The organism is Serratia sp. MMO-28, assembly GCF_037199905.1.
Taxonomy (GTDB): Bacteria; Pseudomonadota; Gammaproteobacteria; order Enterobacterales; family Enterobacteriaceae; genus Chania; species Chania oryzae.
Genome location: NZ_JBBCVB010000003.1, coordinates 155,562 through 173,171 on the forward strand (window position 1 = coordinate 155,562; position 17,610 = coordinate 173,171).

At 56.5% G+C, this 17,610-nt stretch carries 3 protein-coding genes; all 3 read right to left on the reverse strand.

Annotation, left to right across the window (positions count from 1 at the left end; genetic code table 11):
• Positions 1–259 precede the first annotated feature (259 nt).
• Entirely contained in the window at positions 260–2,509 is a 2,250-nt protein-coding gene (locus tag WG891_RS03820) for a type I secretion system permease/ATPase (protein WP_337262839.1), read from the reverse strand.
• 525 nt (positions 2,510–3,034) lie between these two features.
• A complete protein-coding gene (locus WG891_RS03825; protein ID WP_337262840.1) occupies positions 3,035–3,961 on the reverse strand; it encodes an OmpA family protein in 927 nt (308 codons plus the stop codon).
• Between the two features lie 162 nt (positions 3,962–4,123).
• Positions 4,124–17,212, reverse strand: coding sequence for an Ig-like domain-containing protein (locus WG891_RS03830; RefSeq protein WP_337274575.1), 13,089 nt, complete (start codon positions 17,210–17,212; stop codon positions 4,124–4,126).
• Positions 17,213–17,610 lie beyond the last annotated feature (398 nt).

The following is a 17,610-nucleotide window of genomic DNA, read 5'->3' on the forward strand; positions in this document are numbered from 1 at the left end:
ATCTTTATTATTATTTTTTTTCTGAGGCTCAATTTTGTCTGCCGCATTCGGCGTAATTCTCTTTGCCCCAGTTTCTTTTACTTTCACACCATTTTTATTGCTTATATCAGCATCATCAGAGGTGGCTACTGTAAAGTCATCCTTGTTCATCCGTTGTTCCTTGTTGGCATCTCCCCATCGTTTTCCAAGAGGCAAAAGCCTGAGCTACCTGTCGCTTGGGATCGATGGGTTATTGCTGATTGTTGCCGTCTGATTGAGATTAATGTTGCTGATTCTGCTGGGTTATTTTCTGGCCATTCTTTTGGCCGTTGGCGCTCAACATCGCGATAACCTGATCTTTCGGGCCATCGGCCATCACGCGTCCGTCATCCAGCACGATCAGGCGATCAAAAATGTTCAGCACTGACATGCGGTGCGTCACAATGACCAATGTTTGTCCTTCGATGGCTTTTTGCAGTTGGCGAATAAACAGGGTTTCAGTCATCGCATCCATGGAACTGGTGGGTTCATCCATCAGCAGCACTTTCGGCCGCAGTAACAGGCAACGTGCCAGTGCAACCAACTGTTTCTGCCCGCCGGACAGCGCGTTCCCCATTTCCCCGACCGGCATGTCGTAACCCAGCGGATGCTTGGCCGCGATACGATCCAGCCCGGTCATCTGAGCCACGCGCAGGAACTCCTCGGTGCTGGCCCCAGGGTTGCCGATCGTCACGTTGAAGCGCAAGGTGCCGCTAAACAGCCGACAATCCTGGCCGACGTACCCCACCGCCGCACGCCAATCGGCAGGATCGACCTGCGTTGCATCAACACCGTCAATCGAGATCTGGCCACTGCGCTGCTGGTAAATACGCGCCATTACGCGCAACAGCGTCGACTTTCCACTGCCGATACTGCCGATGATCGCCACGCGCTCACCCGCTTTGATGGTGATATTGATGTTATCCAGAATCGACGGTGGCACCATCATGCCGGGCACCGCATAAGCGAATCCGACTTTCTTCAGGCTCAGGTTGCCATCAAATTTCGGTGTCGGCAGGTAGTTAATGCTCGGATCGCGCTCTACCGGCAGCTCCATCAACTGATTCAGTGACTTCAGCGCTGTTTTGGCATGCTGATAACGTAATGCCAACCCAACCACCGCAGCCAGCGGCCCCAGTGAACGACCGGAAAGAATAACCACCCCGATCATTGATCCCATGGTGAGTTCACCCGCATGGATCAGATACACCCCAAACAGCACGATCACCACGGTGCATACCTGCTGCATAAAGGTGACAAAGTTCGAGGTCAGCGCGGAAAGGTAGCGGGTTTTCATCGAGGAAGCGGCAGCCAGGGCGCTGATATCGTCCCAGCGTTTTTGCATTACCCCTTCCCCTCGCGCCGCTTTTAGCGCTTCCATTCCTTCAATGGATTCGATCAACATCCCCTGTTTCTGCGAGATTTCACGGATGTTTTCCCCCATATAACGGCTTAACGGCCATTGAATAATGATGCTGACCAGCAAAATAATCGGTATCGCCGTCAGTGGCACGATCGCCAGTTGCCCGCCAATCAGGTAGATGACGAACATAAACAAGGCGCAGAATGGCAGGTCTGACAGCGTAGACAGGGTGGCGGAAGTGGCAAAATCACGCACAGCCTCAAAATCACGCAGTTGGTTGGCAAAGGTCCCTGTCGATTGGGGCTTGCTCTCCATACGCATCGCCATGACTTGGCGAAAGAGCTTCGCTCCGACAATCAGATCGGCCTTTTTGCCAGCCACATCAATTAAATAGGTACGAACCTGCCTGGAGGTGAATTCGAACACAATGGCAATCAGCACCCCAATCGCCAATGACCATAGGGTAACGTAAGCTTGGGTAGGGATGACACGATCGTAAACGTTCATTGTGAAGAACGTGGTGGCCAGCGTCAGTACGTTAGCCAGTAATGCCGCCGTTGCCGCACTGTAAAAATAGTGCCGATAACGCCACAGGGTAGAGAACAGCCAATGTCCTTCACGATTGGCTTGCGGCAGAATTTCATCGTCCAGACGGGCGTCCAGTTTGGGCTTAGGGTTTGCCACCATGGCATAGCCATTGGCAGACAACTCCGCTTCCTGAATGCTGATGGTGCCACCACTTTCAGGTACCACCACCTGATACCAGTAGCTTCCACGCTTGCCGGTGCGTGCGGCGACAATACAGTAGCTGCCATCACTGCGAGCGACCACCAATGGGAATAAATAAGAGGAGATTTTAGCCAGATCGCGCCTGATCCAACCGGCAGCGATGCCGACCTGATCCAGCATGCGCAGCGCTAATTCAGGTTCCAATTTGTCGCCACGCGGTAACCCTGCATACAATACTTCTTTGCTGGCCTGCTTGTTGTAGTGTTGACACAACCATTCAACGGCCCAAAGCAATGAATCCCTGCCATGGTCTTCTATATTGTCAAACTCTCGCGACCGAATCGCCGGAGACTCGGGAATCTCCGGTGACTCCAAAGACACCGACAATTGTTCACTCATAATCTTTCCCTGGTTTTACTTAAAAACTGTGATTTAGCATCCAAGCTAAACATTAGATATATCTTAACACAGACAATATATTGACCACTGCAAGAAAGAACGTAAGTGTCTACTTAAAGTACAACCCAAATAAATAAGAAAATGCCTAGGAAAGCCTTTTTATGTAACCAAAGGAAACAAAAAGTCAAATTAATTACTCTAGCGATAGGGCGTATTTTAATATAATTTTTCAAAACACATGAGGGATATAATGATAATATAACATAAGAAAATTCCTAACAGTTAAGTATTATCTCTATTTACTCCAACAATAGTACCTAAATAAAAGGGTAATGCGCATCAGTTAAGGCTAACCAATTCCCTCTCCCTTGGGGAGAGGGTTAGGGTGAGGGGACGATGCCTTAAGCCATTGATGCATGATTATGCTGCTTTGTGCTTAACTGACCAGCATTACTAAATAAAAGGGCTACTTTATTCCTATTATAGCCCTTTGTTTCATAATGCTAAATCAGAGCGGAATAAGGGTTACCGGACAATAATATCCACACGACGGCTGTTAACATTGCAACCCGCCCCCTGATGGCTCGCATTGGCAACGCAGCCCTCAGCGCTTTGCGCCACGCCCATACCGCTGACGTTAGTGATCAGGTCCTCGCCAACGCCTGCGTTAATCAAGGCCTCGCGAATCGTATTGGCCCTGGCCTGTGACAAGCGCTGGTTTGACTCTGGGCTACCGATAGCATCGGTGTACCCCACCAGTTGAATGTCAGCAACGCTATTGCCTTGTTTGAGAAACGCAATCACGTTGTCCAGTTTAGCCACTGAGGACGGCAAAATAGAACCGTAACTGCTCTTGCCAAAACGGAACTGTATGCTTTCCTGAATCAGCACGGCACCACCACCGTTGACATACTCGCAAGGCTTTACTTGTGAAGCTCGGTTGATAATACGCGTTTGCTTGCGCATAGATGCCAGATCAGCCTCTGCTGTCGCCCTTTCCACCAAGGCCGTTGTGCTGCCACTCACCCCTGGATTCACCTGCAAGAAGTAGGTCTCAGCACCATTAACCTTGATCTGATGTTCTGGATCCTGTTTTCCCTTATACAGCGGCTGATCCTGGAAGTAAGATTCAATCGCGTGTACACCCGGTGCGACACAGAACACGGTAAACTCACCCGGTAACAATGCCGATTGCAGCTCACGATCCACATTGACAGTGGCTGGGAGATTGCCTTGTGGATAATAAAACACAACCTGAGACAGCTCAGGCACGACTTTCGCCACAGGGCGATAACCGTTTGCAGCGACAGTGTTTGTTTCTGCCCCTGATAATATTCCCTGATGTTGATTGTTATATGCTGATTCAGCCAATGCGGAAAAAGAGAACAATCCCGCAGCTAAGGTTAATACAGCAATATTGGCGTAGTTAAATCCATTACGAACAGCTTTCATTATATGCTCCAGGCTCACCTGATATATTCATCCATAAACGGCGACAATTTTCTGCGATCGGTTATTCCTCCCGCAGGAGGAAATAGCCAAAAAATGTTTACCCGATAATAAGATAACGACAAATAGAACCCGCAGCTTTTACACTGCGGGTTCCGTTACCGGTTAAACAATGATTTGGTTATTCTGCAATAACGTTTCCAGATCGGTATGCACATTCGCCAACGTCACTACGTTGGTAAAGGCGTACTGCCCGCCCTGACCATCACGGTCGATACTGATCACCGTATCGTTGCCAGAAGTCTCAACCTTCAGGTATTTGAGAATACCCTGGGAAGAGTAGTCCAGCTCCATCTTGCCATCATCCTGGAAGAAGGAGATCGGGCCGTTATAATCCAGCAGATCGCTCAGGTCGATCAGATCGGCGTCACTGTCAGTCACCACGTTGCCAACCTTGAAGCCATGGACCGTGTCGTGACCGTTACCCCCCGTCCCGTCACTCTCCAGACCCGCCAACACCTTATACATCAGGGTGTCGTTGCCACCGTTCATCAGGTAGAACGTGTCATTACCACCGCGGCCTTCAAACAGGTTGTTCGCCGAGTTATCGGTGAAGGTGTCACCCTGATTGCTACCGATCAAGCCTTCGATACTCACCAGCTTGTCGTTGCCATGGCCCGTTGCAGTGCCCGTCCACAGGTTGGCCATAACGGCGCCCGGTGCACGGCTGTAATCGACGATGTCCATCCCTGCCGTAGCACTCCAGACCGCCTGACCGCTCACCACCTGGTTCCAGCCGCCACCACCGGTGTAGGTATCGTCACCCGCCGAACTGAAGAAGGTGTCGTTATACCCGGTGCCGGTAATACCGCTGGCACCGATAGTATTGTTGACATCATTGGTGTTCTCCGCCGTCAGCACATAAGCATCATGCGCCTTACCGGTGGTCAACCCACCCCAGTTTTCATTCACCGTGGTGTTGATGTTGCCACCCTGTTCACCGGCAAAAGCCCCGACGTGGTTGGCCGCACCGTTGGTGATGCGCAACAGTTGTACCGAATACACTTCATCCGGGTTCAACCCGAAGAAGCTCACCAGGCCCATACTGTTGCTGGAGCCGGACGCCTGCGGGTTAATCAACTGCGTCGCCACTAGGTTACCGTGCGAGTCATACAGCTTGACGGTGTTGCTGTAGAAGGTATTGATGCCGTTGCCGTCAACAATACGGATCTGCAGGCTGGTACCGTCTGCCGCGATGTTGGTGTTTTTCACCAACAGCGTTGGCGCAGCTGCATCGCCAGACACCACCGCAGCATCAGCTCCGGAGCGGTACAGCACCAGGTCCATCGAACCGTCCCAGTCGTAATCCAGCGCTACCGCACCCGTCAGGTTGTTGTAAGTCTGGCTGGTCAGGCTGACCGCATTGGTCCCCCACACGTTGTTGCCCTGATTCAGGTACAACACCGGGCTACCGGTCACACCGGAACGTGGTACTTCAATGATGTCCATCTTGCCATCGTGGTTCCAGTCCACCGCCAGCGAGGTGCCGCCATCCAGGCTGTCACCGAACCACAGCGCCTGCGCATCGGTGGCCATCAACTTGCCGGTACCGTCGTTCAGGTAAATGCGGCTTTCGTTACCATCCACCGCATTTTTCGCCCCACGGCTCAGGAACAGATCCAGCCAACCATCACCGTTGTAGTCGGCATAGGTCATGGAAATCGACAGGTTACCGTAGTCGGTCGCACCGTCGCTGCGGAACACGTTGGCGTAATACCCCACCTGACCAAAGGTGGTCGAGGTGGTGCCATTGGTCTGGTTGTAGATAATCCCCAGGCCACGTGAGCCGTTACCAGCGTAGGTTCCCGCACCGTTGTAATCGATATGCGCGGTGATATCCACCGTACCATTGTTGTCGATATCCACCGCCCCCACTTCGTGCAACACACTCAGCGCGGAAGGAATAGCCCCGCCCGGGTGCCCGGCAGCGAAACCGGAAGCTTGCTCATAGGTCAGTACCCCATTGACGTTCTTGATAAACGAAATGGAGTCCGACTCTGAGTCAGCCAATACGAAGTCCAGATAGCCATCACCCTCACGGTCATAGGCGATCACCCCACCCAGGTGGTTCAGTGTGCCCTGGTTCAGCGCCTGCGGCGTGTAGCTGCCGTCGGCATTCTGCATCCAGTAGGCCGTCCGGTTAGCGTTACCGTACGAGCTGACCTGCGACATCACATCGGTCAAGCCATCGCGGTTGATATCCGCGAAAGTGGCCGAGTTGATAAAGCGACCATAACCCGCATCGTTAACGTTATAGCCCGCCCCGTTAGTGGTTGATGGCTGCGCCAGGTAGGTCGAGGTGTAATCCTCCTGCGATGTGGCGTTGTAAACACGCCCGGCGTTCGCCGTCGTGGTCCCGGAGGTTCCACGCACGCTCTGGAAGAACGACCACAATCCGTCTTGGCTGATGGTCACCGCCGCGGCGTTCAAGCCATAGCCTTCTGCATCGGTTGTACCGCCCCACTTCTGCTCAATCAGCGTACTGCCGCCACCATCGGTGACCCCGATGCTGGTTGATGAGCTCATGGCCGAACGGTTACCCGCATCATCCCATACCATAAACGCGATGTTGTGCGCGCCAGATGGCAGCGTGGTGCTCAGTGCCCAAGTGCCGTCCGCGTTAGCTTTGGCAAAGCCGATAACCTGATCCAGCCCTTCCTGGTAGGTCCCATTACGGTTCACGTCACTCACCAATGACACAATCGCCCCGGCTTCAACCTTGCCATATTGGCTGCTGTTGAAGACAAATGTGGTGGTGTTATCCACAATTTGCGGCACGTTTGGTGCCCCCAGGATGGCATCTGGTGCTTCCAGATCGATCACCACCTGATAGCTGTTGGCAAAGTGGGTGTTAGTCCCCAGGTTACCGGCAGAATCAATCACCCGCAGTTGGTAATCCACCGTGGTGCTCTGCGTAACCGCATCCAACGTGTAATTCCACTGGCTTCCGCTCTGAGACAGCAGCGTTTTCCAGGTGGTGCCATTATCCAGCGAGATCTGCAGATACTGGTTAGCCTGCAGTGCAGCACTCAGATTACCGTTCAACGTCACGGTACGGTCACGGGTGACCATATCGTTGTTGGTAGCCGTCGCACTGTGGCTGAACAGATCACCACTCACCAGACCATTACTGGTATCGGTCGTGATACCCGTGGTAGTGGTGAGGCCATTCAGGTTCGGTCCACCGGTCGCGATGGTCAGTGCATGCGAATCGGTGCTACCGATATTACCTGCCTGATCGACCACTCGTGCGTCGATGGTGTAGTTACCCGAATCCAACGGTTGGCTCTGCAGATCCACCGTCCAGGTGCTGGCGGTGGTGCTGGCAGCCTTGGTCCAGGTTTTGCCACCGTCCACGCTGACTTCAACCCACTCATCCGCCTGCAGCGCCTTGTTCAGCGTACCGTTAATCAACAGCGTGTTATCGCTGGTGTTAAAGTCAGTATCGCTAACCCCCAGGTCATCACTGATCGACGTGATCGCGATAGTGGCATCCGAAATCGCCGTATCAATAATGATGGTCCATGGTGCACTGGCCGCACCCACGTTACCCGCCTTATCGGTAGCCACTGCAACCAGCGTGTAGCTGCCATCGGTTAACGCCTTGTCATCAGTCAGTATCAACACCCACTGACCATTGGTATCAGCCAGCGCCGTCCCCAGCAGAACACGGTTGGTCGCATCGATCTGATTATAAATCTGAACGGTGCTGTCTTTTTCCGCCGTGCCTTTGATTTCAGGCGTCGTGTCGTTAGTCGCGTGACCGCTGAGCACGGTACCCAGTACCGGCAGCGTATTGTCCACCACATCCGTAATATTCGGTGCCCCAGGTGCCACAGTGTCAATGGTCAAGCTGAAGTTAATCGGCGTTAACGGATTACCTCCGGCATCAACACCGCTGACCACGAAGTTATGGACACCTTCGCTCAACACCGTGCTCGGTTCGAAGGTCCAGTTGCCAGATGCGTCAACCTTCACGCTACCCAGCACCGTACTGGCACCCTCTTTGAGGGTAATAATACTGCCTGCCGTCGCGGTACCGACAAACGTTGGCGTGCTGTCGTTAGTTACATCGCCATTGTTCAACAGACGTGAACCACCATCAGGCTCAACGTTGTCGACGACTTGCAGCAGTTTCAGATCGCCTGGCACCGTATCAACAGTGATCGCAATACCCTCTACTTTACCGCTGCTGTTGCCTGCTTTATCCGTCACTTCCGTGGCGAACTGGTAATTACCATCCGGCAACGCTGTCGTTGGTGTATAGACCCAGCTACCGTCTGGGCTGGTGACCGTTACGCTGCCAATCGCATCCCCATTGGCATAGATAGTGACCGTGCTGCCGGTTTCCGCATTGCCTTTGAAGGTTGGCGTATTGTCATCACTCACGGCGCCGTTGGCCAATGGCCCTTGTACAGACCCTACATCATCGTTGACTGTCAGGCCCGATACCGGGTTCGGTGGCGTGGCGTCGATAGTGATCGTTTGAGAGCCACTGTGTGCACTCTCTTGGCCAGCGCTGTTGGTTCCCGTCACGCTGAAGCTGTAAGCACCATCAGGCAGTTTGGTGGTTGGCGTAAAGCTCCAGTTACCCCCCGGGCCAGCCGTAGTCGTACCAACCACGGTATTACCATTGTAAATGGTAATGGTGTCACCTTCAGCGACCGACGAAGTCCCGCTCAACGTCGGCGTATTGTCCTTCGTCAAGGCACCTTCTGCGAGGGTGACATGCGTCGCCCCGCTGTCATCGACAATACTGTCAATAGTCGGTGCGCCCGGCGTCAACGACAGGGTGACATTGTAGCTGCTATCCGGCTTGGCGGTATTACCCACCTTGTCGGTTTCGACCACGGTCAGTTTGTTCAAGCCATCGTACAGTGATCCGCTTGACGTCAATTCCCATGTGCCATCGCTGCCCACGGTTGTCGTGCCAAGAACTTTAGTGTTGCCATCCGCATCGGTGGTAGAAACCGTAATGGTATCCCCCGCTTCAGCCCCGGTTCCTTTAATCACCGGCTTGCGGTCATCCAGAATACCACCCTGGTCAACCGGCCCGGTCACGCTGCCCACGTTATCCGTCACACCCGTGATGGCAATTTTACTGGCATCCGGTGGCGTGAAGTCCAGGGTCAGGGTAAAGGTGTTCGATGGATCGCTGACGTTGCCTGCCTTGTCCGTCGCCGTGACCGTAAAGCGGTGCTCGCCTTCCGCCAGCTTGCTGGTCGGGGTAAAGCTCCACTGGCCGCTGGCATCGGTCTGTGCCGAGCCCAGCAACCCGTTCTGGTCATAGACCTTGACGATGCTGTTGGCTTCCGCACGGCCCGACAGCGTTGGCGTCGGATCGTCCGTCGCACTGCCGCTGGTCATGTTCTGTGGCTGCACGCTGCCCACATCATCCGCCGCCGAGTCGATAAACGGTGCGTTCGGCGCTACCGAATCAACCGTAAATGCCCAGTTGCCGCTGTTGCTGATGCTGCCTGCCGGATCTTTGGCACTGGCGCTCAGGCTGTGTGCGCCCTGGCCCAGATCGACTGCCGGTGTAAAGCTCCAGGTACCGTCGGCTTTCGCCGTGGTGCTTCCCAATACGGTGTCGCCGTCGCTGACCGTTACCACGCTATTGGCTTTCGCCGTGCCGCTCAGCGTCGGACGGGTGTCGTCCGTCACGCCGTTCTGCGCGATAGCGCCCTGGATATCCCCCACGTCATCCGCCAGCCCGGTCAACTGTACCTGACCCGGTACGGCATCTACCGTCACCGCCAGGTGCTGCCCTTCGGCGCTGGTGTTACCGGCTTTATCGGTGACCGTGGTGGTAAAGTCGTGCGCACCGTTGTCCAGCGGCGTGCTTGGCGTAAAGCTCCAGTTGCCGTTGCTGTCGACCGTGGTGCTGCCGATCACCTTGCCGTTATCCAGCACGTTGACCACGCTGCCCGCTTCCGCCTTGCCGCTGAAGGTTGGCGTGTTGTCATCGGTCACGCTGCCTGCCGTCAATGGCCCCTGCACGTTGCCGTAGTCATCGGTGACCACCAGACCGGTGACCGGTGCCGGTGGCAGCGTGTCGACCACGATACCGAAGCCGCCGGTGGTCGGGCTGACCTGGCCGATGCTGTCGGTGACCGACGCCGTCAGGCTGTGGTTGCCTTCACCCAGTGGGGTGGATGGCGTAAAGCTCCACGCGCCGTTGTTGTCCGCCTTGACGCTGCCGATCGCGGTGCCGTTGTCGTACACCGTCACGGTGCCACCCGGCAACGCCGAGCCCTTCAGGGTCGGGGTGTTGTCGTTGGTGATATCCCCTTTCTGCAAGGCACCGGTGTGCGGTTCGACATTGTCTTCCACGCTGGTGATGGTCGGCGCCTGCGGTGGTACGGTAACCACGGTGATCGCGTACTCCGGCGATGCCACGGTGGTATTGCCCACCTGATCGCTTTCCTTCGCGGTCAGCGTCGCCAGGCCGTCGGCCAGTGGCAGGGTCGGCTTCAGTGACCAGGTGCCGTCCGCCTGTACTAGCGCGGTGCCGATCACGGTAGAACCGTTGTACACCGTAATGGTGTTACCGGCTTCCGCCCCGGTGCCCTTGATGGTCGGGCGGTTGTCGTCGGTGGTTCCACCGGCAACCACGTTGCCCTTCTGCTCACCGACCTGATCGTCCACGCCGGTGATGACCACTTTACTGGCATCCGGTGGCGTGAAGTCCAGGATCAGGGTAAAGGTGTTCGATGGATCGCTGACGTTGCCTGCCTTGTCCGTCGCCGTGACCGTAAAGCGGTGCTCGCCTTCCGCCAGCTTGCTGGTCGGGGTAAAGCTCCACTGGCCGCTGGCGTCGGTCTGCGCCGAGCCCAGCAACCCGTTCTGGTCATAGACCTTGACGATGCTGTTGGCTTCCGCACGGCCCGACAGCGTTGGCGTCGGATCGTCCGTCGCACTGCCGCTGGTCATGTTCTGTGGCTGCACGCTGCCCACATCATCCGCCGCCGAGTCGATAAACGGTGCGTTCGGCGCTACCGAATCAACCGTAAATGCCCAGTTGCCGCTGTTGCTGATGCTGCCTGCCGGATCTTTGGCACTGGCGCTCAGGCTGTGTGCGCCCTGGCCCAGATCGACTGCCGGTGTAAAGCTCCAGGTACCGTCGGCTTTCGCCGTGGTGCTTCCCAATACGGTGTCGCCGTCGCTGACCGTTACCACGCTATTGGCTTTCGCCGTGCCGCTCAGCGTCGGACGGGTGTCGTCCGTCACGCCGTTCTGCGCGATAGCGCCCTGGATATCGCCCACGTCATCCGCCAGCCCGGTCAACTGTACCTGACCCGGTACGGCATCCACCGTCACCGCCAGGTGTTGCCCTTCGGCGCTGGTGTTACCGGCTTTATCGGTGACCGTGGTGGTGAAGTCGTGCGCACCATTGTCCAGCGGCGTGCTTGGCGTAAAGCTCCAGTTGCCGTTGCTGTCGACCGTGGTGCTGCCGATCACCTTGCCGTTATCCAGCACGTTGACCACGCTGCCCGCTTCCGCCTTGCCGCTGAAGGTTGGCGTGTTGTCATCGGTCACGCTGCCCGCCGTCAATGGCCCCTGCACGTTGCCGTAGTCATCGGTGACCACCAGACCGGTGACCGGTGCCGGTGGCAGCGTGTCGACCACGATACCGAAGCCACCGGTGGTCGGGCTGACCTGGCCAATGCTGTCGGTGACCGACGCCGTCAGGCTGTGGTTGCCTTCACCCAGTGGGGTGGATGGCGTAAAGCTCCACGCGCCGTTGTTGTCCGCCTTGACGCTGCCGATCGCGGTGCCGTTGTCGTACACCGTCACGGTGCCGCCCGGCAACGCCGAGCCCTTCAGGGTCGGGGTGTTGTCGTTGGTGATATCCCCTTTCTGCAAGGCACCGGTGTGCGGTTCGACATTGTCTTCCACGCTGGTGATGGTCGGTGCCTGCGGTGGTACGGTAACCACGGTGATCGCGTACTCCGGCGATGCCACGGTGGTATTGCCCACCTGATCGCTTTCCTTCGCGGTCAGCGTCGCCAGGCCGTCGGCCAGTGGCAGGGTCGGCTTCAGTGACCAGGTGCCGTCCGCCTGTACTAGCGCGGTGCCGATCACGGTAGAACCGTTGTACACCGTAATGGTGTTACCGGCTTCCGCCCCGGTGCCCTTGATGGTCGGGCGGTTGTCGTCGGTGGTTCCACCGGCAACCACGTTGCCCTTCTGCTCACCGACCTGATCGTCCACGCCGGTGATGACCACTTTACTGGCATCCGGTGGCGTGAAGTCCAGGGTCAGGGTAAAGGTGTTCGATGGATCGCTGACGTTGCCTGCCTTGTCCGTCGCCGTGACCGTAAAGCGGTGCTCGCCTTCCGGCAGTGGCGTGGTCGGGGTAAAGCTCCACGAGCCGCTGTTGTCGGTCGTGACCGAGCCCAACAGTTTGCCGTCGTCGTACACCTTGATGACACTGCCCGGTTCGGCCGAACCATTGAAGGTCGGGGTGCTGTCGTCGGTTACGCTGCCGCTGGTCAATGGCCCGCGGATGTCGCCCACGTCGTCAATCGCACCGCCAATCACCGGCTGAGCCGGGGCCTCGGTGTCCACCTTCAGCTCAAACGCCGGGGAGGTCACGCTGTTGCCCGCCGCATCTTCCGCGGTCACGGTCAGGCTGTGGTTGCCGTCGCCCAGGTCGGTTTCTGGCGTAAAGCTCCAGCTGCCGTCCGGGTTCACGGTGGTGCTGCCCAGCACGGTGTCACCGTCTTTCACGGTCACCACGCTGCCCGGCTTGCCGCTGCCGTTCAGTTCCGGACGGGCATCGTCCGTCACATCACCCGGCTGCAGCGTACCGGTGTTCGGCCCTACGTTGTCGGTCACGGAACCCAACTGGACCAGCACCGGGGTGTCGTCCACCACGATGCTCACGCCCGGGCTCGGCTCGCTCACGTTGCCTGCCGGATCCGTCACGGTGGTGCTCAGGGTATGATCGCCGTTATCCAGCGGTTCACTCGGGGTAAACGTCCAGTTGCCGTTCTCGTCGATCACGGTGCTGCCGATCACGTTACCGTTGTCGATCACCGTCACGGTGTCGCCCGGCTCGCCTTTGCCGGTCAGGGTCGGTGAACGATCGTCGGTGGTCTCGCCCGGCTTCACTTCGCCGGTCTTCTCACCCACGTTGTCGATGATGGTGATTTCACCCGGTGCAACCGGGGCCGTAGTATCAATCAAGATCCCGAAGCTGCCGCTTGGCGCGCTGACGTTGCCCGCCGCGTCGGTGGCGGTGACGCTCAGGTTGTGGCTGCCGTCTTTCAGCGCCGTTTCTGGCGTGAAGCTCCACTTGCCGTTGGCATCGGCAGTGACCGAACCGATCACCTGGCCGTTGTCAGAAATGGTGACGGTGCTATTCGCTTCGGCATTACCGTTCAGGGTCGGGGTATTGTCGTTGGTGACATCGCCCTTCTGCAGTGGCCCCACGTGTGGCTCAGCGTTGTCCACCACGCTGGTGATCGCCGGCTGTGTCGGCCCAGTGATGTCGATGTTGAGATCGTATGACGGGGTACTTGGCTGGGTCTTGTTGCCTGCTGCGTCCACTGCCACGATGGTCAACTGGTTGTTGCCTTCCAGCAGTGGCGTGGTTGGCGTCAGTGACCAAGTGCCATCAGCTTGTACCGTTGCACTGCCAATAAGGTGGTTGCCAGCCATGTCGGTGGTATACACCAGAATGGTGTCACCGATCGTGCCGATACCGCTGATCAGCGGTTGGCTGTCGTCGGTGATCCCACCGGACGCGATCATGCCCTGCTCGCTGCCCACACGGTCTTCCACACCGGTGATCGCCAGGAACTCTGGCCCGGTCGGTGAGGCTGTGTAGTCAGTGGTCAGTTCAAACACGTCTGACGGTGCACTGGTGTTGCCCGCCTTGTCCGTTGCCGTGGTGGTGATATTGTGCGCACCTTCCGGCAGTGGCGTGGTCGGGGTAAAGCTCCACGAGCCGCTGTTGTCGGTCGTGACCGAGCCCAACAGTTTGCCGTCGTCGTACACCTTGATGACACTGCCCGGTTCGGCCGAACCATTGAAGGTCGGGGTGCTGTCGTCGGTTACGCTGCCGCTGGTCAATGGCCCGCGGATGTCGCCCACGTCGTCAATCGCACCGCCAATCACCGGTTGGGCCGGGGCTTCGGTGTCCACCTTCAGCTCAAACGCCGGGGAGGTCACGCTGTTGCCCGCCGCATCTTCCGCGGTCACGGTCAGGCTGTGGTTGCCGTCGCCCAGGTCGGTTTCTGGCGTAAAGCTCCAGCTGTCGTCCGGGTTCACGGTGGTGCTGCCCAGCACGGTGTCACCGTCTTTCACGGTCACCACGCTGCCCGGCTTGCCGCTGCCGTTCAGTTCTGGACGGGCATCGTCCGTCACATCACCCGGCTGCAGCGTACCGGTGTTCGGCCCTACGTTGTCGGTCACTGAACCCAACTGGACCAGCACCGGGGTGTCGTCCACCACGATGTTCACGCCCGGGCTCGGCTCGCTCACGTTGCCTGCCGGATCCGTCACGGTGGTGCTCAGGGTATGATCGCCGTTATCCAGCGGTTCACTCGGGGTAAACGTCCAGTTGCCGTTCTCGTCGATCACGGTGCTGCCGATCACGTTGCCGTTGTCGATCACCGTCACGGTGTCGCCCGGCTCGCCTTTGCCGGTCAGGGTCGGTGAACGATCGTCGGTGGTCTCGCCCGGCTTCACTTCGCCGGTCTTCTCACCCACGTTGTCGATGATGGTGATTTCACCCGGTGCAGCCGGGGCCGTAGTATCAATCACGATCCCGAAGCTGCCGCTTGGCGCGCTGACGTTGCCCGCCGCGTCGGTGGCGGTGACGCTCAGGTTGTGGCTGCCGTCTTTCAGCGCCGTTTCTGGCGTGAAGCTCCACTTGCCGTTGGCATCGGCAGTGACCGAACCGATCACCTGGCCGTTGTCACGTACCGTCACGATACGGCCCGCTTCGGCGGTGCCGTTCAGGGTCGGGGTGTTGTCATTGGTAACATCGCCCTTCTGCAGCGGCCCCACGTGCGGATCGGCGTTATCCACCACGCTGGTGATGGCCGGTTCAGACGACACAGGAACAAACAGGGTAATGTCATAGCTTGGGCTCGACAGATCGGTACGGTTGCCCGCCGGATCCTGTGCCCGGATCGCCAACTGATTATTGCCTTCCAGCAGCGGCAGTTCAGGCGTCATGCTCCAGGTGCCATCCTGCTGCACCACGGTGCTGCCAATCAGGTGCTGGCCAGCCGTATCGGTGGTGTAGACAAAAATGGTATCACCGGCCGTGCCGATACCGCTGATCAGCGGTTGGCTGTCATCGGTGATCGCCCCGCTATCCACGGTGCCTTGGCGGTCACCCACGCGATCTTCCACTGCCGTAATCGCCAGGTGCTCAGGATCCATTGGTGATGGGGTGTAGTCGGTGGTCAGTTCAAACACGTCGGACGGATCGCTGGTGTTGCCCGCCTTGTCCGTTGCCGTGGTGGTAATATTGTGTGCGCCTTCCGGCAGTGGCTCGGTTGGGGTAAAGCTCCAAGCCCCGTTGTTGTCGACCGCAACCGACCCCAACAGTTGATCGTTGTCATAAATTTTGACGATGCTGCCCGGCTCGGCCGTGCCGGTGAGGGTTGGATTAGCGTCGTCGGTTACGCTGCCGCTGGTCAACGGACCGCGGATCTCCCCTACGTCGTCAATGGCTACGCCCAGCACCGGTTTGTCCGGCGCCGTGGTATCGACCACGATCTCAATCGGGTTGGATGGAGTGCCCACGTTACCCGCCTGATCAACCTCGGTTACCACCAGTTGATGGCTGCCCTCTTCAAGCGTCTCATCGATGACGTAGCTCCAGTTGCCTTGGTCGTCAACGATCGTCGAACCCACTTCTTTCCCATTATCCTTGATGATAATGACGTTGCCCGGCTCACCAACCCCATTCAGTTCCGGGTTTTTTTCATCGGTGATGCTGCCGTTGGTCAACGGACCGGTCACGCTGCCCGTATTGTCAATGATGCTGCCGATTTGCTGCTGGGAAGGAGCCTGAGTATCGACCGTAAAGTTCCAGCCGCCAGACTGCTCGCTCTGGTTGCCTGCGGGATCGGTCTGGGAAACCGTCAGGTTGTGGCTGCCGTCGGTCAGGTCCGTGTCAGGCTTGAAGAACCAGCGGCCATCTTCATTGACCTCGGTTTCACCAATCACGGTGCCATTGTCATAAATGGTGACCTTGCTGCCCGCTTCACCGCTGCCGCTCAGTTCAGGACGCGGATCGTCGGTGACACCACCGGCTTTAATTTCACCCACGGTGTCCCCCACTTTATCCATAACATGCTGGAGGCCCGGCGCATCTGGAGGCGTGGTATCGACGTTAAAATTCAGGGAATCGGAAGGAGAGCTGACATTACCCGCCGGATCGGTTTCGGTGATCACCAACTGGTGCGAACCTTCACCCAGTGCTGTATCAGGGGTAAATGTCCAGTTGCCGTTGCCGTCAACCACCACGCTGCCAATAGTTTGGCCGTTGTCATACACCGTGATGAGATCGCCGGGTTCCCCCTTGCCACTCAGAACCGGGCGGGTTTCATCGGTGACGCTGCCGTTTTGAATGGCCCCGGTAATCGGGCCGGTCTGGTCCAACGCCTGGCCGATAGCCGGTGTTGCCGGTGGGGTATTGTCGGTGTGGTTATCGTCATTACTGCGGTTATGATAGGCAATAGCAGCACCGGCACCGATGGCGGTTGCCGCAGCCACCCAACCGAGCAGGCCAAACAAGGCGTCGTTGTTGTCATCTGAGGAAGTAAATATACCGTTGCCGCTGCCTAATGCGGGGCCACCTAAAGCAGCAGGTGACAACTCACCTTCGCTGGTAAGATAGCCATGTTCGTAGCCTTCACCTGACAACGGAACATAGGCATACAATTGCCCATCTTCAGCCATGCCCAGCAGTACCGGATTGTTGGCATCACCATTGAAGTAATCTTCAATAATGATACTGGCTTTGGTGTCTCCTTCCTGGATGATGTGTAGCGCTTTGCCTACACGTGCCAAGGTAATATTTTCTGGTGCAAAATCGTTACCCAGATTTTTCAGCAGGTATTTATTACCGTGAATCAGCTTAACTTTAACAGCCTTGTTTGCGTTCGCCGTCAACAGCCGGGTTTTTCCTTCTCCGCTGTTAACAGCCAGAACTATTGTTTTATCCATGTAAGTCATAACTCCAGACGTAGTTCCGATTAAAATTCAATTACATTCCCTGATATCAACATATCCTCGCATTGTCATACGAGTTAATCATCGAACATCTTATCACCAATTTTTTACTCACATTAGGCCCCTAACCAGGCTATAAATGCACACAAAAAACACGCTAAGTAAAAATAAGAAAAAAAGATAAATAAAATAATTTAATTCAATGTTTTTATTGAGTTTTTATGATAAAAACACAAGGTAATGCACAATAAAATAAGAAAAAATAATCCTAGGATTAAATAAATAATCCATTCCTATGACTAGGATTTTCATACTATTTTTAAGATTATTCTAACTAAGATAAAAATGCATAAAATCGCTAAATCCTTCTAATTAATTATTTTTAACAAAGA